This window comes from Deefgea sp. CFH1-16 (genome assembly GCF_016881365.1).
Lineage (GTDB): Bacteria > Pseudomonadota > Gammaproteobacteria > Burkholderiales > Chitinibacteraceae > Deefgea.
The window spans coordinates 1484575-1510777 of the sequence record NZ_WLYT01000001.1 but is presented as its reverse complement, the minus strand read 5'-3'; the positions used below and the strand labels follow the sequence as shown (position 1 = coordinate 1510777).

General features: G+C 48.5%; 32 protein-coding genes and 2 pseudogenes. 27 read left to right on the top strand and 7 right to left on the bottom strand.

Going from position 1 to position 26203, the window contains the following annotated elements:
- Nucleotides 1-226: 226 nt before the first annotated feature.
- The 4 genes and pseudogenes from aroG to GKO28_RS08340 all read right to left on the bottom strand — a co-directional run bounded on the left by aroG (nucleotide 227) and on the right by GKO28_RS08340 (nucleotide 2936).
- Entirely contained in the window at nucleotides 227-1285 is a 1059-nt protein-coding gene (gene aroG / locus GKO28_RS08355; RefSeq protein WP_182075958.1) for a 3-deoxy-7-phosphoheptulonate synthase AroG, read from the bottom strand.
- 358 nt (nucleotides 1286-1643) lie between these two features.
- Nucleotides 1644-2057 carry a Fur family transcriptional regulator gene (locus GKO28_RS08350; protein WP_173532728.1) on the bottom strand — a complete coding sequence of 138 codons (414 nt, stop codon included), beginning with the start codon at nucleotides 2055-2057 and terminating at the stop codon, nucleotides 1644-1646.
- A 1-nt stretch (nucleotide 2058) separates the two neighbouring features.
- Nucleotides 2059-2476, bottom strand: a pseudogene (gene dksA / locus GKO28_RS08345) (RNA polymerase-binding protein DksA).
- A gap of 154 nt (nucleotides 2477-2630) precedes the next feature.
- Entirely contained in the window at nucleotides 2631-2936 is a 306-nt protein-coding gene (locus tag GKO28_RS08340; protein WP_173532726.1) for a c-type cytochrome, read from the bottom strand.
- Between the two features lie 132 nt (nucleotides 2937-3068).
- Between GKO28_RS08340 and GKO28_RS08335 the strand changes: the two genes are divergently transcribed.
- The 23 genes and pseudogenes from GKO28_RS08335 to GKO28_RS08230 all read left to right on the top strand — a co-directional run bounded on the left by GKO28_RS08335 (nucleotide 3069) and on the right by GKO28_RS08230 (nucleotide 19036).
- Nucleotides 3069-3272: a hypothetical protein gene (locus GKO28_RS08335; protein ID WP_203564030.1), complete on the top strand. Its 204-nt coding sequence runs from the start codon at nucleotides 3069-3071 to the stop codon at nucleotides 3270-3272.
- Nucleotides 3273-3306: 34 nt separating this feature from the next.
- Nucleotides 3307-3936 carry an energy transducer TonB gene (locus GKO28_RS08330; RefSeq protein ID WP_203564029.1) on the top strand — a complete coding sequence of 210 codons (630 nt, stop codon included), beginning with the start codon at nucleotides 3307-3309 and terminating at the stop codon, nucleotides 3934-3936.
- A complete protein-coding gene (gene ruvC, locus GKO28_RS08325) occupies nucleotides 3936-4457 on the top strand; it encodes a crossover junction endodeoxyribonuclease RuvC (protein ID WP_173532724.1) in 522 nt (173 codons plus the stop codon). The genes GKO28_RS08330 and ruvC overlap by 1 nt, the downstream gene beginning before the upstream one ends.
- Nucleotides 4458-4625: 168 nt before the next feature.
- Complete coding sequence (locus GKO28_RS08320) at nucleotides 4626-5156, top strand: LysE family translocator (protein ID WP_307839092.1); 531 nt, start codon at nucleotides 4626-4628, stop codon at nucleotides 5154-5156.
- 20 nt (nucleotides 5157-5176) lie between these two features.
- Nucleotides 5177-5566: a hypothetical protein gene (locus tag GKO28_RS08315; RefSeq protein WP_182075955.1), complete on the top strand. Its 390-nt coding sequence runs from the start codon at nucleotides 5177-5179 to the stop codon at nucleotides 5564-5566.
- Between the two features lie 104 nt (nucleotides 5567-5670).
- On the top strand, nucleotides 5671-5880 hold the full coding sequence (locus GKO28_RS08310; protein WP_182075954.1) for a hypothetical protein: 210 nt from the start codon (nucleotides 5671-5673) through the stop codon (nucleotides 5878-5880).
- Nucleotides 5870-6223, top strand: coding sequence for a phosphatase PAP2 family protein (locus GKO28_RS22765; RefSeq protein ID WP_374220719.1), 354 nt, complete (start codon nucleotides 5870-5872; stop codon nucleotides 6221-6223). Before GKO28_RS08310 ends, GKO28_RS22765 begins: the two co-directional genes overlap by 11 nt.
- A complete protein-coding gene (locus GKO28_RS22760) occupies nucleotides 6159-6308 on the top strand; it encodes a phosphatase PAP2 family protein (RefSeq protein ID WP_247646736.1) in 150 nt (49 codons plus the stop codon). Before GKO28_RS22765 ends, GKO28_RS22760 begins: the two co-directional genes overlap by 65 nt.
- 169 nt (nucleotides 6309-6477) lie before the next feature.
- Nucleotides 6478-7071 carry a Holliday junction branch migration protein RuvA gene (ruvA, locus tag GKO28_RS08300; RefSeq protein WP_173532721.1) on the top strand — a complete coding sequence of 198 codons (594 nt, stop codon included), beginning with the start codon at nucleotides 6478-6480 and terminating at the stop codon, nucleotides 7069-7071.
- Nucleotides 7072-7186: 115 nt separating this feature from the next.
- A complete protein-coding gene (locus GKO28_RS08295) occupies nucleotides 7187-8410 on the top strand; it encodes an AAA family ATPase (RefSeq protein WP_182075952.1) in 1224 nt (407 codons plus the stop codon).
- Between the two features lie 174 nt (nucleotides 8411-8584).
- Nucleotides 8585-8806: a hypothetical protein gene (locus GKO28_RS08290; protein WP_182075951.1), complete on the top strand. Its 222-nt coding sequence runs from the start codon at nucleotides 8585-8587 to the stop codon at nucleotides 8804-8806.
- The gene (locus GKO28_RS08285; RefSeq protein WP_182075950.1) at nucleotides 8803-9033 is read left to right on the top strand and encodes a hypothetical protein; all 231 of its coding nucleotides are present in this window, start codon (nucleotides 8803-8805) and stop codon (nucleotides 9031-9033) included. Before GKO28_RS08290 ends, GKO28_RS08285 begins: the two co-directional genes overlap by 4 nt.
- Nucleotides 9034-9070: 37 nt before the next feature.
- A pseudogene (ruvB, locus tag GKO28_RS08280) lies at nucleotides 9071-10112 on the top strand (Holliday junction branch migration DNA helicase RuvB).
- A 328-nt stretch (nucleotides 10113-10440) separates the two neighbouring features.
- Nucleotides 10441-11100 carry a protein TolQ gene (gene tolQ / locus GKO28_RS08275; protein ID WP_373281557.1) on the top strand — a complete coding sequence of 220 codons (660 nt, stop codon included), beginning with the start codon at nucleotides 10441-10443 and terminating at the stop codon, nucleotides 11098-11100.
- A 136-nt stretch (nucleotides 11101-11236) separates the two neighbouring features.
- Nucleotides 11237-11650 carry a biopolymer transporter ExbD gene (locus tag GKO28_RS08270; protein WP_173532718.1) on the top strand — a complete coding sequence of 138 codons (414 nt, stop codon included), beginning with the start codon at nucleotides 11237-11239 and terminating at the stop codon, nucleotides 11648-11650.
- Complete coding sequence (tolA, locus tag GKO28_RS21310) at nucleotides 11650-12546, top strand: cell envelope integrity protein TolA (protein ID WP_182075949.1); 897 nt, start codon at nucleotides 11650-11652, stop codon at nucleotides 12544-12546. The genes GKO28_RS08270 and tolA overlap by 1 nt, the downstream gene beginning before the upstream one ends.
- Nucleotides 12547-12563: 17 nt before the next feature.
- Entirely contained in the window at nucleotides 12564-13838 is a 1275-nt protein-coding gene (gene tolB, locus GKO28_RS08260; RefSeq protein WP_182075948.1) for a Tol-Pal system beta propeller repeat protein TolB, read from the top strand.
- A 178-nt stretch (nucleotides 13839-14016) separates the two neighbouring features.
- A complete protein-coding gene (gene pal / locus GKO28_RS08255) occupies nucleotides 14017-14553 on the top strand; it encodes a peptidoglycan-associated lipoprotein Pal (RefSeq protein WP_182075947.1) in 537 nt (178 codons plus the stop codon).
- 71 nt (nucleotides 14554-14624) lie between these two features.
- Nucleotides 14625-15368: a tol-pal system protein YbgF gene (gene ybgF, locus GKO28_RS08250; protein ID WP_182075946.1), complete on the top strand. Its 744-nt coding sequence runs from the start codon at nucleotides 14625-14627 to the stop codon at nucleotides 15366-15368.
- A 126-nt stretch (nucleotides 15369-15494) separates the two neighbouring features.
- On the top strand, nucleotides 15495-16139 hold the full coding sequence (gene queE, locus GKO28_RS08245; RefSeq protein WP_182075945.1) for a 7-carboxy-7-deazaguanine synthase QueE: 645 nt from the start codon (nucleotides 15495-15497) through the stop codon (nucleotides 16137-16139).
- A 51-nt stretch (nucleotides 16140-16190) separates the two neighbouring features.
- Nucleotides 16191-17606, top strand: coding sequence for a chloride channel protein (locus GKO28_RS08240; RefSeq protein WP_182075944.1), 1416 nt, complete (start codon nucleotides 16191-16193; stop codon nucleotides 17604-17606).
- Complete coding sequence (gene queC / locus GKO28_RS08235; protein WP_247646437.1) at nucleotides 17521-18207, top strand: 7-cyano-7-deazaguanine synthase QueC; 687 nt, start codon at nucleotides 17521-17523, stop codon at nucleotides 18205-18207. Before GKO28_RS08240 ends, queC begins: the two co-directional genes overlap by 86 nt.
- 43 nt (nucleotides 18208-18250) lie before the next feature.
- On the top strand, nucleotides 18251-19036 hold the full coding sequence (locus GKO28_RS08230; RefSeq protein WP_182075942.1) for a 5'-methylthioadenosine/adenosylhomocysteine nucleosidase: 786 nt from the start codon (nucleotides 18251-18253) through the stop codon (nucleotides 19034-19036).
- Between the two features lie 108 nt (nucleotides 19037-19144).
- Here the strand turns inward: GKO28_RS08230 and GKO28_RS08225 are convergent, their stop codons facing one another.
- Genes GKO28_RS08225 through GKO28_RS08215 form a run of 3 tightly spaced genes read right to left on the bottom strand, consistent with a single transcriptional unit; the run spans nucleotide 19145 to nucleotide 20672 of the window.
- Nucleotides 19145-19456: a DUF2845 domain-containing protein gene (locus tag GKO28_RS08225; protein ID WP_182075941.1), complete on the bottom strand. Its 312-nt coding sequence runs from the start codon at nucleotides 19454-19456 to the stop codon at nucleotides 19145-19147.
- A complete protein-coding gene (locus GKO28_RS08220; RefSeq protein WP_182075940.1) occupies nucleotides 19453-19911 on the bottom strand; it encodes a threonine/serine exporter family protein in 459 nt (152 codons plus the stop codon). The genes GKO28_RS08225 and GKO28_RS08220 overlap by 4 nt, the downstream gene beginning before the upstream one ends.
- 2 nt (nucleotides 19912-19913) lie before the next feature.
- Complete coding sequence (locus GKO28_RS08215) at nucleotides 19914-20672, bottom strand: threonine/serine exporter ThrE family protein (protein WP_182075939.1); 759 nt, start codon at nucleotides 20670-20672, stop codon at nucleotides 19914-19916.
- Nucleotides 20673-20965: 293 nt separating this feature from the next.
- Here GKO28_RS08215 and GKO28_RS08210 point away from each other — a divergent pair, with 293 nt between their 5' ends.
- The 4 genes from GKO28_RS08210 (at nucleotide 20966) to GKO28_RS08195 (ending at nucleotide 26199) form a co-directional block, all read left to right on the top strand.
- The gene (locus GKO28_RS08210) at nucleotides 20966-24190 is read left to right on the top strand and encodes a pilus assembly protein (RefSeq protein ID WP_182075938.1); all 3225 of its coding nucleotides are present in this window, start codon (nucleotides 20966-20968) and stop codon (nucleotides 24188-24190) included.
- Complete coding sequence (locus GKO28_RS08205) at nucleotides 24190-24690, top strand: GspH/FimT family pseudopilin (RefSeq protein ID WP_182077435.1); 501 nt, start codon at nucleotides 24190-24192, stop codon at nucleotides 24688-24690. Before GKO28_RS08210 ends, GKO28_RS08205 begins: the two co-directional genes overlap by 1 nt.
- Before the next feature lie 82 nt (nucleotides 24691-24772).
- On the top strand, nucleotides 24773-25282 hold the full coding sequence (gene pilV / locus GKO28_RS08200) for a type IV pilus modification protein PilV (protein WP_182075937.1): 510 nt from the start codon (nucleotides 24773-24775) through the stop codon (nucleotides 25280-25282).
- Entirely contained in the window at nucleotides 25282-26199 is a 918-nt protein-coding gene (locus tag GKO28_RS08195) for a PilW family protein (RefSeq protein WP_182077434.1), read from the top strand. Before pilV ends, GKO28_RS08195 begins: the two co-directional genes overlap by 1 nt.
- Nucleotides 26200-26203: the final 4 nt, after the last annotated feature.

The following is a 26203-nucleotide window of genomic DNA, read 5'->3' as shown; positions in this document are numbered from 1 at the left end:
TCCAAAACATTTTGATAAGAATCCAACTTACGAGATTCTAACATTTAGCTTTGTTTTTTGCTTGGAATAGTACCGCGTCATATTTTTTGCAATATTGATTGAATTACGTTGAATAAATCTGAATTGCATTGCTTATTTGGATATAAATACACCCCAGAAATATGGATTGCTCCAATTTGTGGGGTGTATTTAAAATTTGCGGAGTTTTCGATTAAATCAACGTCAATTAAGCCAAAGCGCGGCGCTGGGCAACGGCTTGGGCTAGATCGCTCAGTACCGTTTCGGTGGTGTCCCAGCCGATACAGGCATCGGTAATTGATTGACCGTAAGTGAGCTCTTTATCTGCGCCATCGTCTTGGCGACCTTCAATCAAATGGCTTTCGACCATCACGCCAAAAATCGCGGCACTGCCGGCGGCGATTTGGGCGCAGGTGTCAGCGCAAACCACGCTTTGGCGGCGATAGTCTTTGCTGCTATTGCCGTGGCTAAAGTCGATCATGATTTTAGGGGTTAAACCGGCTTTGCTGAGTTCTTCAGCGGCAGCGCGCACATGGCTTTCTTCGTAATTAGGCGTTTTGCCGCCGCGCAAAATCACGTGGCAATCCGGATTACCGCCGGTGCCAACAATCGCTGAATGACCGTATTTGGTAACCGACAAGAAATGATGCGGTTGACCGGCTGATTTAATGGCGTCAAAAGCAATTTTAAGATTGCCATCGGTGCCGTTTTTAAAGCCAACTGGGCAAGACAAGCCCGATGCCAGTTCGCGATGCACTTGTGATTCGGTAGTGCGCGCGCCAATCGCGCCCCAGCTCATTAAATCAGCCACGTATTGCGGCGTGATCATGTCGAGAAATTCACCGGCAGTCGGTAGACCGAGGTTGTTTAAATCGACCAATAATTTACGCGCAATGCGTAGGCCTTCATTGATATTGAAGCTGCCATTAAGGAATGGATCGTTAATCAGTCCTTTCCAGCCGACGGTGGTGCGCGGCTTTTCAAAGTAAACGCGCATGACAATTTCAAGGTGATCTTTATATTGTTCACGCAGTTTGACTAAGCGCTGACCATATTCAATCGCCGATTTTGGATCGTGAATCGAGCATGGGCCGATGATGACTAACAGGCGGTCATCTTTGCCAGTGAGCATGTGATGAATCGCTTGGCGCGTTTCAAACACCGCAGTTGAAGCCAGCTCGTTGACTGGATATTTTTCAATCACAGCCACTGGCGGTAGTAATTCTTTAATTTCGCGGATACGGACGTCGTCGGTTTGGTATTGCATGTGATCTTTCCCTGCCAGCGGCTGCCATGACGGCATTTATTCTTAGAAAAGGCCTAGGGCCTGTTGACGTTGAATTTTTTGCGGGTAAACCAAGCGTCAACAGGCCCTAGATTAAAGACTAATGCTAGTCAGTTCAAGGAAATATCCATTAAAGCCTGCAAAGGTGTTGCTTCATCAAATGTGCAGGGTGTGCCAAGCCTTAGGGTTTGCGCACGCGGATACCATCGCTAATTCATCGGCCTCGACTTGCGCCAAATCATCGCCACTGTGTACGCCAAGGTGCGCGCTACAAAACCATAGGTAGTATCAAAGAGGGCAATACGAATCAGTCGGGCGCGGCAATCGGCAGAGGGCGGGCTTATTTTAAACAGCTGGCGCAGACGCCTTTGACGGTGATTTCAACCGCGTCGATTAAAAATTGCGCTGGAACGGTGAGGGATAAATCGGTGCTGACATGCTCAAGGCAGTAAAAACGCCCGCAGCGGGTGCATTGAAAATGCGCGTGTTGATGGGGTTTGGAGGCGACCGAAAAACGCCAAACGCGATCGTCGCCGGCGAGTTTATGCGCCAAAGCCATGTCGGTTAGCCAATCGAGTACGCGATACACCGTCACCCGATCGGCATCGGGGTCGAGCGTGGTTAATACATCTTGGTGTGACAACGGGCGTTGGGCGGTGAGTAGAACGGCCAAAATATTAACCCGCGCTGCGGTGACGCGCGCGCGGGTTTGTTTGATCAGTTCGCTCGCTTGCGCTTGCGCTGTCTTATTCATTTTAGTCTGCGTATTGCTTTTTCTGGCGTTCGCGGCGCTCTTGCGCTTCAACGGTTAAAGACGCTGTTGGACGAGCCAAGAGACGCAATAAACCGATTGGTTCGCCAGTGTCTTCACAAAAACCGTAGTTGTTGGCGTCAATATTGCGCAGCGTTGAGTCGATTTTCAACAGCAATTTGCGTTCACGATCACGGGTACGCAGTTCAAGTGCGTATTCTTCTTCGAGTGTTGCGCGGTCCGCCGGATCAGGGGTGGCTTCTTGTTCTTGCAAATGATTGGTGGTTTGTGTCGCGTTGGCGACCAATTCTTCCTTCATTTGCACCAAACGCTCGCGAAAAAAACTCGAGTTGGTCCGCATTCATATAATCATCTTCTGAACCTTTCCAGTTGATGATGTCTTGTTCTGTGAGCTTGGCCATGTTTCTCTTCTCGCTTATATCTGTAAACCATTACTGAGGTAATCGCTGCTGATCAGCGCTTACATATGATGAAACAGTAAATGGGGAAGCAGCTTAATCAACAACGCATTGTTATGCAATACACCATTTATCACACTTTTGTTAATCTTTTGTCTTATTGCGCTAAAACCCAGCGAATGATAGTGCGTAAATCTTTATCATCAATTTGCTGTGCTGGCATCGGAATCGGTCCCCATTTGCCGCCTGGCAAGCCTTTGCGGACTTCGGCCATCAACATTTCTTCGGCGCCTTTTTGCCCTTTGTACTTGGCAGCGACCTCTTTATACGATGGACCAACAATCTTTTTATCGATTGAATGACATGCCAAACAGTTGTATTTTGCCGCCACTTTTGCACCATCATCAGCCGCAAGTGCGGGCGTAGCCAGTAAGGCAGAAATTAATATCAGTCGCAACATCATCGAATCCCTTAAAGAAATAAGTGTTTCCTTTATTCTACTCCGCTTCCTCTAAACCTAGGGTGCTGCGTAAGCCGAGTGTTGGCTGTGCTACACTCGCGCGGTTAAAGCTTGGGTTTAGATTAGGAATAGAAAATGGATCGGCGGGAGCGTTTTATGGCAATGGCCATTGGTTTTTCAATCATTGCGCATGCCTTTCCAATTTTTGGCATCAAATTTGTGATGCCCGATCCACGGCAGTTTGTATCGCAACAGCCCTTGGATATTGTGCTGGTGAATCAAAAAACTAAGAGCAAGCAAGCCGCAAAAAGCGCAAGTCGAAGCTCAGGCAGATTCTGATGGCGGGGGCAATACTGATGCTGCTAATCATCGGGTGAAATCACCGTTGCCTGCTGATAGCCGTGTGCCATCACCTGAATTAGAGCAAATCGAATCGCAGCAAAAGCAGCTGGAAGCGCGTGCAGAGCAGCTATTAACCCAGCTAAAAAATAATCCTAGCTTGAGTAACGCCGGCAAAAATAGCCCAGATCAGCAGCAAGGTCAGGGACAGGCGGCAGAAACCCGCAAGCAACAAGATCTAAAAATGGCGAGCCTTGCTGCAGAAATCGCAAAGAATAATCATGCTTATCAAACTAAACCACGAAAAACATTTATTGGTCCACAAGCAAAGCAAAGTAGCGTAGCAATATGGGCTGACGATTGGCGGCAAAGAATCGAGAAAGTCGGCACGCTGGCTTATCCGGTCGATAGCCATGGTAATAAAATCTATGGCCAGCTACGCGTCACGGTAGAAATTGCCGCTGATGGTCGATTGCTGCATACCGAGATTGATAAATCCTCGGGCAATTCGCAATTAGACGCTGCGGCGGTGCGGATTTTAAAAATGTCATCGCCGTTTAAAAAACTGCCGCCCGATATGCTCGACGCCGCTGGTAAACCCGCTCAAATTCTCGTGATTACCCGCACGTGGACGTTTGAGCGCCAAGCGACATCGATTAACTGATGCGTATCCTTGGCATCGACCCTGGCTCGCGCACCACTGGTTTTGGTGTGATTGATGTGGTGGGGCAAAATCGTATTTATGTGGCATCGGGCTGTATCAAAACCCAAGGCGGCCCGCTGCCTGAGCGGATTAAAATTATCCTCGACGGCATCGCCGAAATTATCCGCACCTATCAGCCCGATGAATCGGCGGTGGAACAAGTGTTCGTCAACGTCAACCCTGCCGCCACGTTGATGCTCGGCCAAGCACGCGGCGCTGCGGTGGCGGCCCTGGTGTTGGCTAACTTGCCAGTGGCCGACTACACCGCGCTGCAAGTCAAACAAGCGGTGGTCGGCAATGGCCACGCCGATAAAGAACAAGTTGGCCTGATGGTGCAGCGGCATTTGCGCCTATCGGGCGTACCGCAAGCCGACGCCGCCGACGCGCTCGGCGTCGCTCTCACTCACGCCCAACACAGCGGCGGTATTGCCAAAAAGTTGATGGAATATCAACTCTCAATGAAACGCGGCCGCATGGCGTAGTGTGGGTATTGCTCGCTGAGGCATGGTAATTAATATTTGTAATAAGATACCTATGAGTAAGTGAGGGTTTCATGCTGCTTGCACCAGAACAATTTATTGCATTTTTGAGTGCCGCATTGCTGGTTACGCTCTCGCCCGGCCCAGATAATTTAATGGTACTTAGCATTGGTGCAACGCGAGGTCGATTGCGTGGGATGGCATTTGGTCTTGGCTGTGCGCTGGGTTGTTTTAAGTCATACCTTACTCGCGGCATTGGGCGTGAGCGCCTTGATTGCGGCTTCGCCGATTGCATTTACCGCGCTCAAAATCGCCGGTGGCGTCTACCTCATTTATTTAGGCTGGCAGACGCTACAGCGTCGAGGTGGCTCAAAAATCACCAGCAATCATCATCAAGAAAGTACGCGGACATTATTTATACGCGGTGTCATCGCCAATTCAATCAACCCCAAAGTAGTGCTGTTTTTTCTGGCTTTTTTACCGCAATTTGTGATCACTGCTCGCGGTGATGCCGCATGGCAGATTGTCCAATTGGGCGCGATATTCACGGTGCAAGCGATGGTGCTATTTGCTGTGCTGGGTTTTTTTGCTGGGCATATTGGGCAATGGTTTAGTCGCAATGCCAAGGCCGGTACGTGGTTAGACCGAATTGCGGGGTCGATTTTTATCGCCTTGGGACTCAAACTCATTATTCATCCTTAAGGCCAAACCTATGACGATCAATGATTACGCGCTGTGGCATGGCCTTTGTGACGACTATTCTGATTCCAGCGCTGCGCCGCAGCGGTAATGATTATGCTTTGTTTGAGAAGCTCGAACATCGTTTTGGTTTGCAGGCCAAATTCAGTACGCAAATTGTGCTGATTTCGGGCTTGGCGATGCTGTATCTCAGCAATGCTTGGTCGCGCTTGGCCGATACCTGGTGGCTATGGGCGATGATTGTCACGTGGGGTATCTTCACGTTGATGTTGTTTGTGCTGGAACCGTGGCTGATACATGGCTGGTTAAAGCGCAAAGCACAGCTTGATTCAGCGGCAAAACGATGCGCTTGTTGCAGCGATTGCATTACGCTTTACTCGCGCTCAGTTTGCTCACCGTTGGTGCTGGCGTAGTGGGGGCGCATGGCGGCGCTTGGTTTTAAATGCGTATGACTTATTACCTACATTGTCATTTTCAGCTCAGTTAGAATCGCGCAAAATTGATTTGGAATAATTAAATGCGCTCTTTTAGCTTACGGCAACATCCTCGCACCCAGGCCGTGCGGCGTTTTCAATGGCTGGCGCTGGCGGGGATGGCACTATTGCTACTACTCATCTTGGCGCTGGATCATCCTTACTTAAATACCCTCGACGTGACGATGAGCCAAGCGCTGTATAAACGGACCCGTTCGCTTGAGCCAAATCTTGGCTGCGCTGATGAGTTTTAGCGGTTCGCTGTTACTGGCCTTCGTGTTGGCAGCCTACTTTTGGCGAACTGATCGGCTGGCGGCAATCGGTTTACCGTTGAGCATCGGTGCATGTTGGGCTTTGGCAGCAGCAATTAAATACACCGTGCAAAGACCCCGACCGGAAATTTTACATTTGGCGCACGCCAGTTCGCCCTCGTTTCCCAGTGGCCACTCGATGGCGGCGTGGACGCTGTCGATGGGGCTGGCGTTTATTTTTTGCGCAGCGTTATCCCGAGCGACAAAGCCTTTTTTATTGCTTGGCGCTGCTTTTCGCCGTGGTGTGTGGTCTATCGCGCGTGGTTTTAGGCGTGCATTATTTTAGCGATGTGCTGGCGGGCTTTGCTGCGGCCACGTTGATTGTGGCGCTTTTTGTCATGCGCTACGCCAAATCAATGCGGGATTTTTAGCCGATAGCGGCTTATTTGCAGCGCGCTGATTTCAAAGTGAACGAACGTCCAGTATTCGCTGTTACAATTGAGCGCATTGATGGCTCGGCCGCAGGCTAGAGCTCCGTGTTGCCGACTGTCGTGATTATGAGTTGGCGACGCTTTTGCTCCACTTTAAGGAAATCAGCGCATGATCGGACGTCTTACTGGCCTTATTCTCGAAAAACAGCCGCCGCATATTGTGATTGACGTCAATGGCGTTGGTTATGAAGTGGATGTGCCGATGAGCACATTTTATGTGCTGCCGCATTTGGGTGAAAAAACCACGCTGTTTACGCATTTATTGGTGCGCGAAGACGCGCAATTACTCTACGGTTTTGCCAGTAAAGACGAGCGCAATAGCTTTCGTACCTTAATTAAAGTCTCGGGCATTGGCGCCAAAATTGCCTTGGCGATTTTATCGGGCATGGGTGCTGACGAATTGGCCAGCGCAGTAGCGGCCGAAGACATTAAGCGCCTATCGACCATCCCCGGCATCGGCAAAAAAACCGCCGAGCGTTTGGTGCTCGAATTACGCGGCAAGTTGGCGACCAGCAGCTTAACCAGTACGCCAGGCGGTCTGCCATTCGCCACCACGCCGGATGATCGAAGTGATATTCTCAACGCCTTGCTGGCCTTAGGTTACAACGAGCGCGAAGCTAATATGGCGATGAAAACGCTGCCGCTGGATGCGGATGTTTCAACTGGCATTCGCATGGCGCTCAAATCACTGGCTAAAGGCTAATTGACTCCGAGCTTTTTTGTGATTAAATAAGTCGCGTAAATAATTAAAGTCGTGCAACAAACCCAATTTATCTGTAATCATCTATAGATACTCAGCGAAAATTAGGAACTAAGTTATGGCAATTCTGGAAGGCATTCAGATACAGAATTTTCGCGCTCTACGCGATGTGACCTTAGGTAAGCCTACAATTGATAGTAAAAATAAAGTATTGCCGCGTTTCATTACGGTGATTGGTCCGAATGGTGTTGGAAAATCCAGTTTGATGGATGCTTTAGGCTTTATCGGCGATTGCTTGCAAGAAGGCGTTCAAGCCGCGTGCGACAAACCTCATCGTGGCGGCTTTGAGCGGATGCGTACTCAAGGTATTGATGAGTCAATTAAGTTTGAGATTAGGTATCGCGAGAATACCGATGCCCGACCTATTAGCTATTCATTGCATATTAATTGTGACAAATATGGCCGCCCAGTCGTTGTACATGAGCGGTTGCGACAACGAAGAAAAGGGCAAACTCACGGTCAGCCCCATTCCTTTTTTGAGACTACAGACGGTGTTGGTACGGTTTGGTCTGGAGAAGGTACAGTGGACACGGAAGGAAATGCTCGTATTGAAGTAAAAATGAGCGACCGGCAAGTTTTAGGTATTTCAACCTTAGGAACTTTGGCCGATCATCCTCGTATAGCCTTATTCCGAAACTTCTTATCGGGTTGGTATCTGTCATATTTTGTTCCACAGCTTGCACGTACTCAACCTATTGCAGGAGCTGAGCCCCACTTGGATCGAACGGGTGAAAATTTAGCTAAATATTTGCAGTTTATTTCACGTGCCAATCCTCATGGCTTTAGACAGATGCTGGATCGCATCGCCATTAAGATTCCTGGTATTACAAGAATTGAGCCCGTGATTGCTCCAGACAAACGTTTGCTTCTTGCATTTCAAGCGAGTGGATATGAAGAGCCTTTCTATCAGCAAGATATGTCAGATGGCACATTAAAAATGCTGGCCTATATGCTACTTATGGAAGACCCCGATCCTTCTCCCTTAGTTGGAATTGAAGAACCTGAAAATGGCTTGCACCATCAATTACTAGGCGATCTGGCTAGTGAGTTCAAAAGCTTTGCTCGTAAATCTCGTGGTCCACAGTTACTCATAACAACTCATGCCCCAAATTTCGTTGATGCATTGGCACCGGAAGAAGTATGGATTTTAAGTAAGGGGCTAGATGGATATAGCCAGCTGACAAATGCTGCTGACATTGAGGGAGTACGGGCGATGTTTGATGAAGGAATTCCAATGGGAAGTCTCTGGTATAGCAACCACTTTGGAATTGGCAACCCATGAGTTATTTTGAGGTTTTAGTTGAGGGTGGTTCAGATGTACCGACTCTTTGTGAAATATTGACTCGAAAATTCGGCTTAGAGGAAAATTTCTCACTTTCGAATTCACGCTCATAAAGGGCGTGGAAAATTACCTGACGATTTACTTGGTCCGCCAAATCCGAAACATCAGGGCTTATTGGATCAATTACCCGCAAAATTGCGGGGGTTTTCTTATCTTTCTGATGATGCTTGTGTCATCGTTGTAGTTGATGTCGATGACACACCATCAGGTCAATTACAACATGATTTAAATGCTATGCTGGAACGCCTCCCGAAACGACCTAATCGGGTGCTGTTCGGTTTAGCGATAGAAGAAACCGAAAGCTGGTTTATATTGCGGATGAAAATGCTGTTTTGAAAGCCTATCCAAAGGCGAAGATACAAAGACTGAGAAATATTGAACCAGACGCCATTATCGGAGCTTGGGAAGTTTTGGCAGATGCAATTGGCGTTAAACGTACTGAGGTGGCGGGGCCAGACAAATACACATGGGCGAAGGCAATCGCACCACATTTAAATTTCGACAATCCATGTTCTCCCAGCCTCAATGCGCTAATTCAAGATATTCAACAACAAATTCGATAGTGATGTTGAATTTATTTTTAATGGTTTTTTTAATTTCATGATCGAAACTGACTCGCTGTTTTCAGCTCCGCCGCCCGATCGATTGATTGCGGCGCAAAAGATTTCCAGTAATGAAGACGCGCAAGAGCGTGCTTTACGGCCTAAATTGCTCGACGAATACGTCGGGCAAATGAAGGCACGCGGCCAGTTGGAGATTTTTATTGAAGCGGCGAAAAAGCGCGGCGAAGCGCTGGATCATGTGCTGTTGTTTGGCCCGCCGGGTTTGGGTAAGACGACGCTGGCGCATATTATCTCCCGCGAATTGGGGGTGAATTTGCGGCAAACGTCGGGACCGGTGTTGGAACGTGCTGGCGATTTGGCGGCATTGCTGACCAATCTTGAGCCGCATGACGTGTTGTTTATTGATGAAATTCATCGACTCTCGCCGGTGGTGGAAGAAATCCTCTACCCAGCACTCGAAGACTTTCAGCTCGATATTATGATTGGCGAAGGCCCTGCGGCGCGTTCAGTCAAACTCGATCTGCCACCGTTTACCTTGATTGGCGCGACCACGCGCGCTGGGATGTTGACCAATCCACTGCGGGATCGCTTTGGTATTGTGGCGCGTTTAGAGTTTTATACGCCGGAAGAGCTAACCCGCATCGTCACGCGTTCGGCTAGCTTGATGCAGGTGGAGATGGACGAAGCGGGTGCGTTTGAAGTGGCGCGGCGCTCGCGCGGCACGCCGCGGATTGCCAATCGATTATTGCGGCGAGTGCGCGATTTTGCTGAAGTGAAGCACGATGGCAAAGTCACGCGCGAAGTGGCGGATGCGGCGCTGCAAATGCTCGACGTCGATCATGCCGGTTGGGATGTGATGGATAGAAAAGTGTTACGCGCGATTTTGGATAAATTTGCCGGTGGCCCAGTGGGGCTAGACAATGTGGCGGCGGCGATTGGTGAATCGTCCGACACCATCGAAGAAGTGATTGAGCCGTATTTAATTCAACAAGGCTTTTTGCAGCGCACGCCGCGTGGGTCGAATGGCGACTTTAAGTGCCTATTTGCATTTTGGTCTGGAAGCGCCAAAAACCGAATAACAGACATCTTCGCGTAAATATTACGCAATTTATGCCATTCCATTAAAACTTCATCGATTTGCCGATGATAAATCCCGTAAAATAAGTAAACTTTTTACGCCAAGCTCACTCTTAAAGAGCTTGGTCGGTGCCATCGAATCTAATTGTGGTGGTGGCGCTTGGGCTGAAACCACCGCGCGGCGAAGTCTGCGCATTGGAATGCTGCGCGTGCTAGCGCTGTTCGTTCTTCGTTTGCCAATCAATTTTTCTACTTTTATGCGAAATCGAGTCGTTACTCGAGTTTGCTGAGCCCTATTTGGAGTTTTGCTACATGGCACCTGTTGAAGATATGTCGATTATTAGCTTGGTGTTGCAAGCGAGCTTTGTCGTTCAGATGGTAATGGTGTTATTGCTGGCGCTGTCGTTTATGTCGTGGTGGCATATTTTTACCAAGCATTTCACCATCAGTACCGCCAAAAAACATACTGATGAATTTGAAGATCGCTTTTGGGGCGGCTCGGATTTGAACGCCTTGTATGAACAGGTAAAACACAGCCGCAACAATATCGGCATGGAAAAAATCTTTATGGCCGGTTTTAGCGAGTTTTTAAAATTGCGCCAAAAATCGGGCATGGAGTTATCCGATGTGATGGAAGGCACCCGCCGCGCGATGCGAGCGTCTTGCCAGCGTGAACTGGATTATTTAGATAAGCACACCTCGTTTTTGGCCTCGGTCGGTTCAGTCAGCCCGTATATTGGTTTGTTTGGCACGGTGTGGGGCATTATGTATGCGTTTAAAGGCTTGGGTAATGTGGGCCAAGCGACTTTAGCCACCGTGGCACCGCATATTGCCGAGGCTTTGGTGGCTACGGCGATTGGTTTGTTTGCCGCGATTCCTGCCGTGGTAGCGTACAACCGCTTTGCGCATGACGTAGATCGTTTAGCCGGTCGTTTTGATACGTTTATTGAAGAATTCTCGAATGTATTGCAACGCCAAATTGGGCGCTAAGTATAAAAAATATTGAACCACAGCGGCGCAGAGGCGCAGAGAAAAACCGCTTCGATTTTGAATTTCTCCGTGCCTCGGTGTCTTGGTGGTTTAAGACGTGGCTTTAAATTGCCGCCATATTCTAAGGATTGATCTTATGGCTCGTCGCCCTCGCCGTGCTAAGAATGAAATTAATGTTGTGCCCTATGTTGACGTGATGTTGGTGTTGCTGGTGATCTTTATGGTGGCCGCACCGGGAATGCCTTCGGGTTTGGTCGAGCTGCCTTCAGCTGGCAAATCGAGCCAGCAAGTGACCGGCAATCCCATGACGGTGGATATTGATAAAGATGGCGCCATTACGCTCAAAGACGGTCAAGAAGTCACGTCTTATCCCGACGCCAAGGCGCTCGCTGCGGCGATTAAAATCAAAGTGGATGCTGCCGCCGGTACCGAGCGCCCAGTGGTGATTGCTGCGGATAAAAATGTGCGCTACGACGCAGTGATGCAAACCACCGATGCGCTACGCATGGCCGAAATTCCCCGAGTTGCTTTACAGGTCTCACAGCAGTAATGAAGCCAAATCAATCCAATTATCCGTCTGAACATCAAGGCCTAGCGCTGGTTTTAGCCATTGCGATGCATTTGCTGTTGCTCGGATTATTGCTGTTTTCTGTGCAATGGAAAACCAAGCAGCCCGATCCGGTGGTGGTCGAATTGTGGGGCGCGCCGCCGCCAGCACCGGTACGCCAGCCTATGGTTGAAGCTAAACCGGAGCGTAAAGTGGTGGCCAAAGTTGAGCCGCAAATTGATCCAGTCAAAGCGCCGGATGTGGTGACAGAAAAAATCAAAGCTAAGCCAACCGCCACCGTGAAACCAACGCCGACGCCGACGGTCAAACCGACGCCAACGCCAAGCGCTAAACCGAGCGCCAAGCCTACCGTGAAGCCGACCCCAGTGGCGACAGCTAAGCCAAGCGTGGTGGTGCCGCCAGCGAAAGCCAGCGCCGCGCCGAAAAAAGCCGAAGTGAAAAAACCGAAGAGCGAATTAGAAAGCGCATTGGGCTTTGATAATTTATTAGGTGCCGATACGCAGAGTAAACCTAATCCGAACGCTAAAGCCGGCGGTAAAGTCGGTGGCACTGGCGACACCGTTGGTGCTACGGGTGGCGCGGGTAAAGGCAAGGGTTCGGGCGTGGGTGAAGGCTATGCACGTGGCGTGGGGCAAGATATTAAACAGAAGATTGTTTATACCCCAAGCAATCAAAATCCACGCGTGACGTATAAGATTCATTTATTGCCAAGCGGTGAGATTCGCCAGATTGAGTTAATCAAGGCCAGTGGCGACCCGAAATGGGATGAAGCGGTGAAGCGCGCAATTCAGTTGTATGCGCCATTCCCAAAACCGCCAGCTGGCGCAACATTTAATGATTACCGTGATATTCGCTGGGAATTTGCCCCCAAAGAGTAATGACTTAGGAGAATAGTGTGCTGCAACGTGTATTCCGTCAGTTGACCTTTTTACTCTTGCTCGCCAGCAGCAGTGTGGCGCAAGCGGATATGACCATCGAAGTCGTTGGCGTCGGTAGCCAGCAGTATCCGATTGCGATTTTGCCGTTTCAAAATGAGCAGCTCGATCGCCAGTCGGTCACCCCAGTGATTGCCAGTGATTTAAATACCAGTGGGGTGTTTAAAGTGCTGAACTTTAATGATCCTAGCTTGCAGGCTTATACCCCTTCGGCACTGAATTATTCAGCGCTGCAAGCCGGTGGCGCGCAATATGCGGTGATTGGGCAGTTGCTCAATGATGGCGGGCAGATACTGGTTAAATTTTGGCTGATTGATGTGGCTAGCAAGCAAGAGCTGATTGCGTTTGAAAAACGCGGTAGCCCGAATCAATTACGCCGGATTAGTCATCAAATCGCCGATATGATTTACGCCAAAATCACTGGCAACCCAGGCGCTTTTGCTTCGCGAATTGCTTATGTGTTGAAAAACGGCAAGAGCTATCAATTGCAAGTGGCCGATGCCGATGGCTATGGTGCACAAACGGTATTGAAATCCAGAATGCCGATTATGTCGCCAAAATGGTCACCCGACGGTGGCAAGTTGGCGTATGTGTCGTTTGAATTAGAAAAACCAGTGGTGTATGTGCATGAATTAGCGACGGGTAAGCGTTGGACTGCGGCTAATTTTAAAGGCAGTAATTCAGCGCCAGCTTGGTCGCCTGATGGTCGTCAATTGGCGGTGGTCTTGACTAAAGATGGCGGCAGCCAAATCTTTTTGGTGAATGTCGACGGCACTAATCCGCGCCGCATCAGCCAAGGTGGTGAAATTAATACGGAACCGACGTTCACTGCCGATGGTCGAAGCATTTTATTTACATCGGATCGTGGCGGTAGCCCGCAAATTTATCGCTCGAGCGTGAACGGCGGCAATGCCGAGCGACTGACTTTTTCTGGCGCTTACAATGCCAGCGCCAAAGTCTCACCCGATGGTAAATATATGACTTACATTACCCGTGATAACGGGTATCGTGTTGCTGTCATGGATTTGAATACGCGGCGTAGCAATACCTTAACGTCGAGCAATATGGACGACTCTCCGTCGTTTGCGCCCAATAGCGCAATGATTTTGTACGAAACTGATATTGGTCGCCGTGGCACATTGGCGATTGTTTCTAGCGATGGCAAAGTGAAGCAGCGCTTGAAGTCGCCTAACGGTGAAGTTCGTCAGCCTGCTTGGGGGCCGATGCTGCGCTAATATTATCCACCAGCAGGTCAAAATCGATCACCACAGAGGCATAGAGACAACTAAAAATAACCATCTTCATTCGCGCTTAGGCGTCGGATTTGGTGGTGAATTTGTGCCTTAGTGCCTCTGTGGTGAGTTTTTTATTTTTTATTGGAGAACTACAAATGAAAAAATCGCTCTAAGTATCATGATGGCCGCCTTGTTAGGCGCTTGTTCAACCACACCACCGGCAGCGATTGTTGATCCTGCAGCGGGTAATGCGGGCAAAGACGGCAATGGCAGCGAAATCAAAACCGTGGATACCAGCAAAACCAGCGGTAAGTCGATGTATCCTGAATTGACTGATCCAAACAATGTTTTGTCACAACGTCGGGTTTATTTTGATTACGATTCGTATGTGGTTCGCCCAGATTTTAATGAAATGGTGCAAGCGCACGCTAAGTTTTTGTTGAACCACAAAGACGTTAAAATCATCTTGCAAGGCAATACCGATAACCGCGGTACCGCTGAATACAATTTGGCTTTAGGTCAAAAGCGCGCTGAAGCCGTGAACTCGATGCTGAAAGCTTTGGGCGTACCGGCTGGCCAAATCGAAGCGGTGAGCTTTGGTGAAGAGCGTCCGCTAGAAAACGGTGATACTGATGAAGCATGGTCGCGTAATCGTCGGCAGATATCGTTTACGCTGGTGAGCAAAGCCAGTAATCGACTGCGAGTTGGCGATTGATTCAGCTAGCGTCATCCGCACAAGCCCCGCCGGTCGGGGTTTGTGCTTTTTATAAGAATACGGATTAACTTATGACCCACTTCAAAAAAAGTCTGATTGCTTTGGCATTATTGGCTTGGAGCGCGCATTCACAGGCCGGTTTATTTGATGACAATGTGGCTCGCCAGCAAGTACTTGATTTAACCAATAAAGTGCAGACTTTGCAGCAGCAAAATCAAATGCGAATTGATCAATTGGAAGCCGGAAATAAACAAATTCTCAATTTGGTACGCCAAATTGAACTGCAAAAAGATGAATTGGCTAAACTCAATGGCCAAAATGAAGTGCTGCAATTTAATTTAAATGAAGCGATTCAGCGCCAAAAAGATTTGTATATCGATTTGGATAATCGTTTACGCGCGATTGAACAAGGTAAAGCCGAGATTAAAGCCGGCCAACAAGCCAGTGAGCAAGACAGCTTTGATGCCGCTGTGGCCTTGGTGCAAGCCAAAAAATTCAAAGACGCGAGCGCCGCTTTAAATAAATTTGTGGCTGAATTTCCTAAAAGTGACAAACTGCCCGCGGCGCAATATTGGCTGGGTACGAGTTACGCAATGAGTAAAGATTATAAATCAGCGACTAGCGCATTTAAAAATGTGGTAGAAAACGCGCCAACGGACCCCAAAGCAGCCGATGCTTTGCTGGGTTTGGCGTCGGTAGCTGCAGCCATGAATGATAAAAAGACCTCGCGTAATTACCTCATTACGATTATTGAGCAATATCCGCAATCGGATGCGGCAGTGCGCGCCAAAAAAGCCTTGATGGCTCCGAATTAAGCCGTCATGCTCATGGGGAATTGTTACCTGCTGTAAACATGATTTCGGTATAAAATAGCACCTCGGCATCGATCATCGATGCCGTTTTTTATTCCCCCGGACTGTATTCCGGCTAGGAGATTGGTAATGCGTACGACCCTTAGAATCACTGAAATATTCCATTCGCTGCAAGGCGAAACTCGCCGTATGGGTTTACCGACGGTGTTTGTTCGCCTAACTGGCTGCCCTATGCGCTGCGGTTATTGCGATAGCGCTTATGCGTTTACCGGCGGCAAAACGCTAGAAATCGACGTCATCATGCAGCAAATCCGCGATTTTGGCTGTAAAACGATATGTGTCACTGGCGGCGAGCCTTTGGCGCAAAAAGCGGTGCATCTTTTATTTCAACAACTGTGTGATGAAGGTTTTGACGTTAGCGTTGAAACCGGCGGTGGTCAGCCGATTGATACGGTGGATCCACGTGTGTCACGGGTGTTGGATATCAAAACGCCGGGTTCTGGCGAGATGCACAATATGCATTGGCCCAATGTTGCTGCCGTTAATCAAAATGATGAAATCAAATTTGTTTTAGTCGATCGCGCCGATTATGAATGGGCGCGCGATAAAGTGCGTGCCGAACAACTCGAGCTACGTGCGCCAGTGATTTTCTCTCCGGTTTGGGAAAGCCTCAAGCCCGCTGATTTGGCGCAATGGGTGATTGATGATCGCTTGCCGGTGCGGGTTCAAGTGCAATTGCATAAAATCCTCTGGGGTGACAAGCCAGGGGTATAGGCTAGCAAGCCAAGATAATAGTAATTTAGCTGAATATACCTAGGATATCCGATGGTCTTTAAGCGTGTATTGGTCAAACTTTATCATTTACCTAGCCGCAGTCGAACGACGATTGCTTTGTGGTTGGGGGCTGCCCTAGTCGGGCTAGTGGCTTTTTTGCTGGCGAGCGCAGCCAATTGGGCTTTTGCTGGTTTTAGCGCGATGCAGCAAAAATGGTGGTGGTGGCCTTTGTTGTCGCTGCCATTGGGTGGGATGGCGATTCGCTGGATTATGGAGCACATTGGTTCTGGCGCTCAGGGCAGCGGGATTCCGCAGGCGCAAGCCGCTTTGCAGCTCAATCATGATGTAGGGCAGATCGAACGTTTATTGTCGCTACGGATTGCTGTCGCTAAATTTATCGGCATTGTGTTGGGGCTTGGTAGTGGCTTTGTGTTGGGCCGCGAAGGGCCAACGGTGCAAATCGGCGCCAGTATTATGTTTGCTTGCCGCAAGCTTTTGCCGATTGATGATCCGGTTTTTCGCCGGCAATTGATTTTGGCCGGCGGCGCAGCGGGGATTGCAGCGGCATTTAATACCCCGTTGGCGGGGATTGTGTTTGCTTTTGAAGAGCTGGCGCGCTCGGTAGAAGAAAAAACCTCGGGTAAATTGCTCGGCGCGGTGATTTTGGCCGGTTTGGTCTCTTTGGCTTTGCAAGGTGATTACGTTTATTTTGGCAAGATTCATGTGCCGCCGTTTAGTTATTCTATTTTGCTACCTTTGGTGCTGATTGCGCTATTGGCGGGCTTAATTGGCGGGGCTTTTTCTTGGCTTTGTGTGAACGTATCGACTTGGATGCCACCAAAGATAAAGGATTACCGGCAATACCATCCCTATTATTTTATTGCTGCTTGCGGATTTTTAATTGGGATCTGTGGTTTGATCGCGCCGATTTATGGCAGCGGCGCTGAAATTACCAGCGAAGTGATTGCGGGGCATACTGAGTTGGCGTGGTACTTTTTGCCGCTTAAATTTATTGGGCAATTAGGCACGTTTTTAACCGGTTTGCCGGGTGGCATTTTTGCGCCGTCATTGAGTTTGGGCGCAGGGATTGGCAGTTGGTTTGTGCCATTTTTTGATCCCGAGCTCAAAATTAAGTTGATTGCCTTGGGCATGGTGGCGGCACTGGCAGCCATTACCCGAGCGCCGCTAACGTCGGCGATTATTTTGATGGAAATGACCGATGGCCACGATATGGTGATTTCCATCATGATCTCGGCCATGATCGCTTCGAGCGTGGCCCGAATTTATAAAACGAATTTATATCATGATCTCGCTGAACAAGTGCTGGCCGGATTGAGTAAAACGGCAAGCGCGCAGCGTCGAGTCAAACAGAGAAGTCAAAATGATGAAGAAAAAAGCAGTTATTTTATTGTCGGGTGGTTTGGATTCAGCAACGTGCTTGGCGATTGCCAAAGCCAAAGGCTTTGATTGCTATGCATTGTCGTTTGATTATGGCCAACGGCATAATGCCGAATTGCAAGCCGCTGCGCGGGTGGCAAAAGCTTTAGGTGCCATTGAGCATCGGGTGATTAAGATTGATTTGGCGGGCTTTGGTGGCTCGGCGCTGACTGACGCGAATATTGCGATGCCGGTCGATGGTATTGAAGTGGAAAACGAAATTCCAGTAACCTACGTGCCAGCACGCAATACCGTGTTACTGTCGTTTGCTTTGGCTTGGTCCGAAGTGCTGAAAGCGGATGATATTTTTATTGGTGTGAATGCGGTGGATTATTCGGGTTACCCAGATTGCCGTCCAGAGTATATTTCGGCCTTTCAAGCAATGGCGCGTTTGGCGACTAAAGTGGGCGTTGAAGGCTCTTCACTGAATATTCATACACCACTGATTCGTTGGTCAAAAGCTGAAATCGTCACTGAAGGCCAAAAATTGGGCGTTGATTACAGTTTGACGGTGACTTGTTATCAGGCCAATGATCAAGGTGAGGCGTGTGGTGTGTGTGATGCTTGTCGTTTGCGCGCAGCGGGTTTTGCTGCGGCAAATATGGCTGATCCGACGCGCTACGCAGCTTAAATTTTTTTTCGGCCGATGATGGCCACTCTTTATATTGGTTTTTATGTCAAATTCGATTCAACGTCGCCTTGGTTTGGTTTTTGCCATGGTCGAAGAGCAGCAAGGTCTAACTCAGTATTTGCAAGATGCACACACGCAAACTGTGGGTAATCGTGAATACATCACCGGTACTTTATGGGGCGTGCCTTGTGTTTGCGTCTTATCGGGGATTGGTAAGGTGGCGGCATCGAGTACCGTAACTAGCTTGATTCAGCAATTTGGCGTGTCGCACATTGTGTTGAGCGGTGTGGCGGGTGCGGCGGATCACGGCTTGAGCGTTGGTGATATTGTGATTGCCGATCAGCTGATTCAGCACGATATGAATGTATCGCCAATGCTACCGAAGTTTGAAATTCCCCGTACTGGCAAGAGCCGTTTTGATAGCTGCTCTGATTTAAGTACACAATTGCGTAGCGCTGCCGAGCATTTCTTGGCTAATGAATTTGCGATAAAAATTAGCAGTGAGTCGCAGCAGCAATTTGCTTTAAATCGCGTCAATATCGTCAATGGTTTGATTGGCAGTGGTGATCAATTTATTAATGATATGAAAGTATTGGCGGGCTTAAAGCTTGAACTGCCGGATTTATTGGCGGTTGAAATGGAAGGCGCAGCAATTGCTCAGGTTTGTGATGATTACCAAATCCCATTTGCGATTATGCGCACGATTTCTGACGAAGCCAATGACAGCGCACCGCTGGATTTTAAATTGTTTATTGACGAAGTCGCGGCGCAATACAGCATCGGTATTTTGCGCCAGTTTTGCGCGCAATGGACACATGCCAATCGCTAATTGCAGCGAGTGAAAAGAAAAAGCCATTCATTGTTGAATGGCTTTTTTTTTATGGGTATCTAAATTAATACTATGAATTACAAGGGCTATATTTAGATACCTATGGTTTTAGTAGCCATAACCCAATTCATTAATTTGCGTTACATCACCCGCAATAAAGCGGACTTTGGCCATAAAGCGATTGGGGCCAAAATTGTAAATCCATTCGGTATAGACCTGCTCGCCACCATTGCGGCGATAGCCGCGAGAATCGATATACGTTAACGGCATGGTGTATTGCTGCGCTTCAGTGGGTTGGCCGCAATATTGTTCAACTCGGTGCATTGAGTCACCAACATCGATTAATGCTTGATTGCAACGCAAACTGGCAGCCACCATTGGGCTGACTAAACAAGCGCATAACATCATGGCGTATTTCATGTTGAATTCCTCTTTGGCCACAATAAGAGTGGCGCAGCAATGCCAAATGCCAGCGCTAGGACTATCATCACGGCTTTTACACCACTCACTCCCGCAGTAACGAGTAATGCTTGACCGGTTTCCGTCGCAGGTAGGCTGGCAATGCCCAATAAAGCTTGCACCGATTTATACATATACGTGCCAGGCACCATTGGAATTGCGGCGCTGATGGCATAGATAATGGCGGGTTCATTGCGCCGAGTCGACCACCATTCGGCAATTAAGCCGATTAAGATCGCTGCGGCTAAGGTGGCAAAAACGATATCACCCTGTAATAGCACCACCCATTTTCTGGCCGCATGCCCCAAAACCGCCAAGCCAGCGCACAGCCATAAAGCGCGTGGTGGCACATTAAATAACAGCGCAAAGCCCAAAGCCGCTGGGGCTGCCCATAATTCTAAAAGCCAAGTGTGCATCTTTATATCCCCAAGATTCGCAATGCTAAGCTCACCCCAATGGCAATTCCCAGCACAATCACGCCACTCATCGCAAAGCGCACCATACCGTTAAGATAATTGGCATTGAGTAAATCGGCTGCGCCATTAATGAGGGGTACGCCAGGAATTAAAAACAAGACTGAGGCCGCTAATGCCGCCTCAGGCGTTTGCGTCCAATGGCTGAGTAGTCCGGTACTAAGTAGTGCGACAAAACTGGCGGCAGTGGCAAACACCGATGGTTTGAAATGACGCAATACATAGTAAAAACGCACCATCATGCCCAGCGTTGCACCGAGTGTGGTGATCATGATGGCCGCGCTATCACCGCCAAACAAGGCCGCAAAGCTGCCGCAAGATAGACCCACCAAGATAATGATCAGCCAACGCGGATAGTGAACTGGCTTTTGCGCCATGTCATCTAGTGCTTGCTGCGCTAATTCGGGATTCGCTTCGCCTTGCTCGACGGCACAGAGCCACTGATTCAGCGTGGTGAGCAAAGCAAAATTGGCTCCCATATGCGGCGCTTTGCGAAACCCCGTCTCGCGCTCACTCCCCCATTCGATGGTGGCGCCAATATTGGTGGAAGAAATAATCACTTCAACCCGCGCAGCGCCAAGTGCTTTGGCTGTGCGCTGAATAATTAAAGAAGTGCGGTGCGTTCCCGCCCCCGATTGATGCGCGAGCAAACCCGCTTGTAAAGCGATGGTGAGTACGGACGCGAGAGATTGGCTTGGTTTCATGTTAACCATGATAAACAAAGCCGCCTTATCGATCTTGGGATCGATCAAAAAGTCGCCATAAACCCACAGTCAAATACCGCCAGCTGCCATTGAACTAGCAAATATAACCAACTATCAGGCGATACAGTAAATGTGAGGCACAGCGCTTATATTAGGCCAATGGCTGAATTGAACGAAGCAAGAGGTAAGCTTTTTCAAGCAAATTACCAAGTTAGTCGTATGGTTTTTACTATATATTTATTGGGTGAGTGTGTAATTTTTTAGTGGTGTAAAAGCAAAGCTTGAGGTGTGCAATGAATAATTCATTCAAAGTAAAGCCGATTTATATTTGGCTAACATTGGCATTAGCCCTTCAAGATTTGGCCTTTGCTGGCGGATATTATCCCGCGTTACCGCCGACATTATCCACCTCGGTGACCCCCAATGTCATGCTGCTGATCGATAACTCCGGCAGTATGGTGCAAGATCAAAACAATAATTGGATTGCCAAAGGATCCAGTTGCGACACTCCGGGTGAGATTTGGATCGGCTGCCTCGTTAATAACACCGATGGTTACCGCACGTGGATTGATAGTGATAGCAGCAATCCGAATACCAAAATGAATGTTGCTAAGCGAGTGGCTAAAAACTTAGTCAGTAATAATTCAACCCTGCGTTGGGGGGTGGCTTCATTTCGGGTTAATGATCCCAATGGGATTGGTGGCTCTGAACGTAGCGCAGGGTCAAGAATTGTCACTACCATTGGCAGTAGTAGCAGCAATGTGATTAGCGGGATTGATTCTTTAGTGGGTCGAACTGCGACGCCATTGGGCGAGGCGCTATTAGAAATAACCCAATATTTCCAAGGTAAAGCATCACTCAATGGGCTGGGTAATTACACTAGCCCGATTCAATATCGCTGCCAAAAAAACTTTACTATTGTCATTACCGATGGTGATGCCAGTAATGATGAAACATTTCCGACGATTAATTACACCTCCATTAATTCATCGAATGTTGCGGTAGCCAAAACGTTTAATGTTTGCACCACTGCTTCAGGATCGGATTGCCCGGCGACTTTAGAGGGCGCAGCAGATACCAATCCTACATTTGGCGATACCAGCAACCGACCCAGGGCATTACGTGATGTGGCCAAGTATGCCAATGATTTAGATATGCGAGTATCCACCACAGCAACGCCATTGAATGATTTAGATGGCAAATCATTTGATGATGAGAAATTCAAAAAACAAAATATGCAAACCTATACCGTTGGTTTTGCGGTACTCAATAATGTATTACCGGCAGCCGCATCGGTTGGCGGGGGGAAATATTATAACGCCGGTAATGAAGCACAACTCACTAGCGCTTTAACCAGTGCGGTCAATGATATTGTGGCTTCTATTTCGAATGCCGGTGGTGTGGCAACGCAGGCCGACGTCACTAGCTCGGGCAATAAAGTTTTTCAGCCGGTATTTAATCCCAGTGGTTGGTATGGTGAATTGCGTTGCTTAAATCTTGATTCCGCAGGTGATTTTAATCCGGCAACGTCACAATGCACTCCCAATGCTAAAGCGATTTTTCCGAGTGCTGCTAGCCGTAAAATTTATACGTCTAAAGTCGTCGGCAGTACCACTACTAGCTTTGATTTTACAGCCGCCAATTTAGGCGCCATGACCGCTGCGCAATTGGCGGCTCTGGGTACGGCGACGACGGATCGCAGCAATGTCGTTAATTTTTTGCGTGGCACAGAGGGAATTACCGGCTTTCGAACTCGGCCCAATGGCGTATTGGGCGACATTATTGATAGCCAGCCGATTGTGGTGAGCAAGCCTGCAGGGTCGACCACCGATAGCGCCTACGAGGCTTATAAAACGAGTAATTCAGCTAGAAATATCGTCTTTATCGGTGCTAATGACGGCATGTTGCACGCTTTTAGCATTAGTAATATGACTGAACTGATGGGCTATATTCCATCTCCAGTGTACGGCAATCTAAAAGCGCTCACTGCTACAGATTACGGCCAAAGTGGTGGCACGCCACATGAATATCATGTGAATGGGAGCTTGCGGCAGGCCGATGTGAAAATAGGATCGAATTGGAAAACTATCCTCGTTGGCGGCTTAGGGCAAGGCGGTAAAGGATTTTTTGCCGTTGATGCCACATCAGAATCGACCTTAGGTAGTAATAGCAGTATTAAATGGGAATGGACTGATGTTAGCACCAATACCATGGGTTATGCCTTTGGCGCACCGGTTATTTACAATGTGCATACCAGTGCTAGCACGGCGGTTCCCGCCGTTATTTTAAGTAATGGCTATGAAAATAATTGGGTTAAAGGGGCTTCGCCACAACTGGCGAATAGCTCGTCTTTATATATTGTCAATGCCGATACCGGCGCATTATTAAAACAAATTGATGTTCCCGGTGGGGCTGGATTATCGTCGCCTGCTGGCGTGGATGTTGGGCAAGATGGCGTATTGGACTATGTGTATGCTGGGGATATCAATGGCAAATTATGGCGCTTTGATTTAAGCGATGATAATCCGAGCAATTTTAAAGTCATTACCAAGCCCATTTACGATGCGGGGCCAAATAAGCCAATTGTAATGCGGCCAGCGGTGCTGGAAGTTAAGAACTCCGATGGCAAGCCGATTGGAAATTTAGTGCTGTTTGGTACCGGTAAATTACTCAGTGATGCGGATAAAAGCGATGTCACCCAGCAATCATTTTATGCCGTACTCGATAAAATGGCAGATAGCCCAAACACGATTGTTGAATCCAATCTGCAAGTGCAAACCATTGTTGAAACTAAGAGCGTCTCAGCCGCAACGGCGACGGCGACAACGCCCGCAATTCGTGGCGGTGTGTACCGCAAAATATCAAGCAATACGTTGGATTTACGCATCGATAGCAGTAGTAAATTAGGCTGGTTTGTTAATTTGCCGGTGAGTAGCGAGCGCATCGTCACCTCGCCGATGATCTTTGACGATAAAGTGGTCTTTGGTACTGGTATTCCACTGGCGAGTGAAAAATGCTTGCCCGGCGGCAAAGGCTGGATTATGGGTTTGAATCCGTATACCGGATCGGTGACGACCAACAAGAGCAAGACTCGCCCACAAAAAACTAGTTTCACCGATATTGCACTCGATGACAAATCGACCTATGCCGATCAAGTTGATTTTAGCAGTGGCAAAGAATTTGTAAGCGGTTTTGAAAAAGACGGTATTCCCACTGAGCTAACTTATGTTGCTGAGGATGCTAAATTAATTACGCCAACGGATGAGAGTAATGCGCTTGGCAATCCTGGTGCGGCAATCGCACAGCGCGAATCTAATTATATGGCGGTGTATACGGCGTCAAAACTCACGTCAACTAAACCTATCACTATATTTAAACCTATCCCAAAACCCGCTTCAACCGGGAAAGGCACTTTATACAGTGGCACCATCGGTAATGATAAGGTAGAAAAAACCAAATTATTAACTAAAGCGACTGGATTTAAAATAGAAACTACGCTTTGGCGTGAGATTAAATAATGATAAAAAATAAACCATGGTTGGCTGTGGGGATGAGTTTAATTGAATTGATGATTTCAGTCGCCATTTTGAGTATTTTATTGGCGATTGCTGCGCCCGATATGATTAGTTTATATCGCGATTCACGCCTGTCATCGCAAAGTGATTTATTAGTCACCAGTTTAAATAGCGCACGTTTGGAAGCGATTAAGCAAAAACAAGATGTCACTTTATGCCCTGTGGACAATGCCAATACGGCCACCGCGTGCTCGACAGCTTCAAGCAATTGGTCTAAGGGCTGGATCATCATGCAGGGGACGACGGTTTTGCAGCGCTTTGTAGTGCAAAAAGACGTCGTCGTGAGCATGCTCAATACGGGTGTGGTGTTTAACTCCACGCTAGGCAGCAGCACTGCCGCAGCCAGCTTTACGCTGTGCTCAACAGGGCGCAAACAGCAAATCATTACTGTTTCACTCTCGGGTCACATTAGTAAAAGCATTAGCAGCACGGTGTGCAGCTAAGCCTGTCTTAATGAATATACGGTGTAGGGCGGGCTTAGCCTACCGAGTCGCCGCGGCCGGTTGCAGCACCAGGAGCATAAGCATGCACAAACAATTGGGTTTATCGCTGATCGAGGTGATGGTGTCGGTCATAATCTTGGGGCTGGGTTTATTGGGGCTGGCCGCTTTGCAAGCGCGCTCGGTAGCGATGAATCAAAGTGCTTATTATCGTAGCATTGCCGTCGACCTCGCAGCCGATTTAGGCGACCGAATTCGTGTCAATCGCAGTCCTTTTTTGGCGAGTAGTGATGCCGAATCGGGGATGCCATTGCCGCCTGATTTTTCACTGTGCGTGCAGAATACGAGCAATAACGATGCGGTGGATTGCGCGGATCAAGGCGGTAAACAGCCGTATATGGTGGCCTCTGAAATGGCCAGTTGGAATCAATATTTACGTTCACAATTGCCTGGAGCAACGTATGTCTTGGTGTCCGCACCGGCTCAGTCTGCCGATTATTATCGGTATACATTGTCGATTAGCTGGCTGGATAACCGCTCGAAAACGACTGCTGTCGATGGCCTGTCGAGCACCTATACGACGGTGATTGAATAATGTTTAAGCAATACGGCATTTCTTTGATCGAATTAATGATCGCGATGGCGATTTCATTAGTGGCTTTATTGGCTTTGACCACGCTGTACAGCAACACTCGGCAAACGTCGAATCTGCAAAGAATACAAAATCAGCTTTCAGAAGACGGTCGTTTTGCGATTTCGATGCTGCAAAGAGTGGTTAGCCAGGCAGGGTATCGCCCAGATCCCAGAGTTACATTGCAACTAGGCCCTAGCCCAACACCCGGGCGAATTATTGCGATGTCGAGTGAGGCGATCGGGGTGATTTTTACGCCCGACGGTGAAAGCCAAATTGCGTGTGATGGCGGGCTTGCGCCTACGCCTACGCCAGTGTTCCCTAACCCGACGCCTACTCCGCGTACTTTAGTGATTGCTAAAGTGAATAATATATTGCGCTGCGCTCCGGATCCGCTCGCTACTCCTAACCCTTGCCCTGATTGTGCCGATTGGATTGCCCCTAGTTCTGGCACCAGCACCGAGCTGGTCGATTTTCAAATTCAATATGGTATTGATGATGCGATAGCCACTCCCAATCCTTCTGCTAGCCCACCAAGTTCCAGCCTCGCGCCTGAGTTTCGCTGTGACACTAGCAAACCCATAGATTGTGTTGCTGATCGGTATGTGCCACCGGCACCCGCACCATCGCCTGCACCAACCCCCGTTCCCGTTCCATCACCATCACCGATACCTTCGCCGATTGCATTGCTGACAAATGTTAGTGCAGCACAAATCGTCTCCGTCAAAGTGTGTTTGATTTTGCGTTCAGAAAAAACTGATTCGTCGATTGAGAAAGCTGAAAACATCAAAAATTGTAATGGGGCTGAGTTTACCGGTACTAAAGATGATCACCATTTGTATCGAATGTTTCGCACTACTATTCGTGTCAAAAATAATTAGGGGT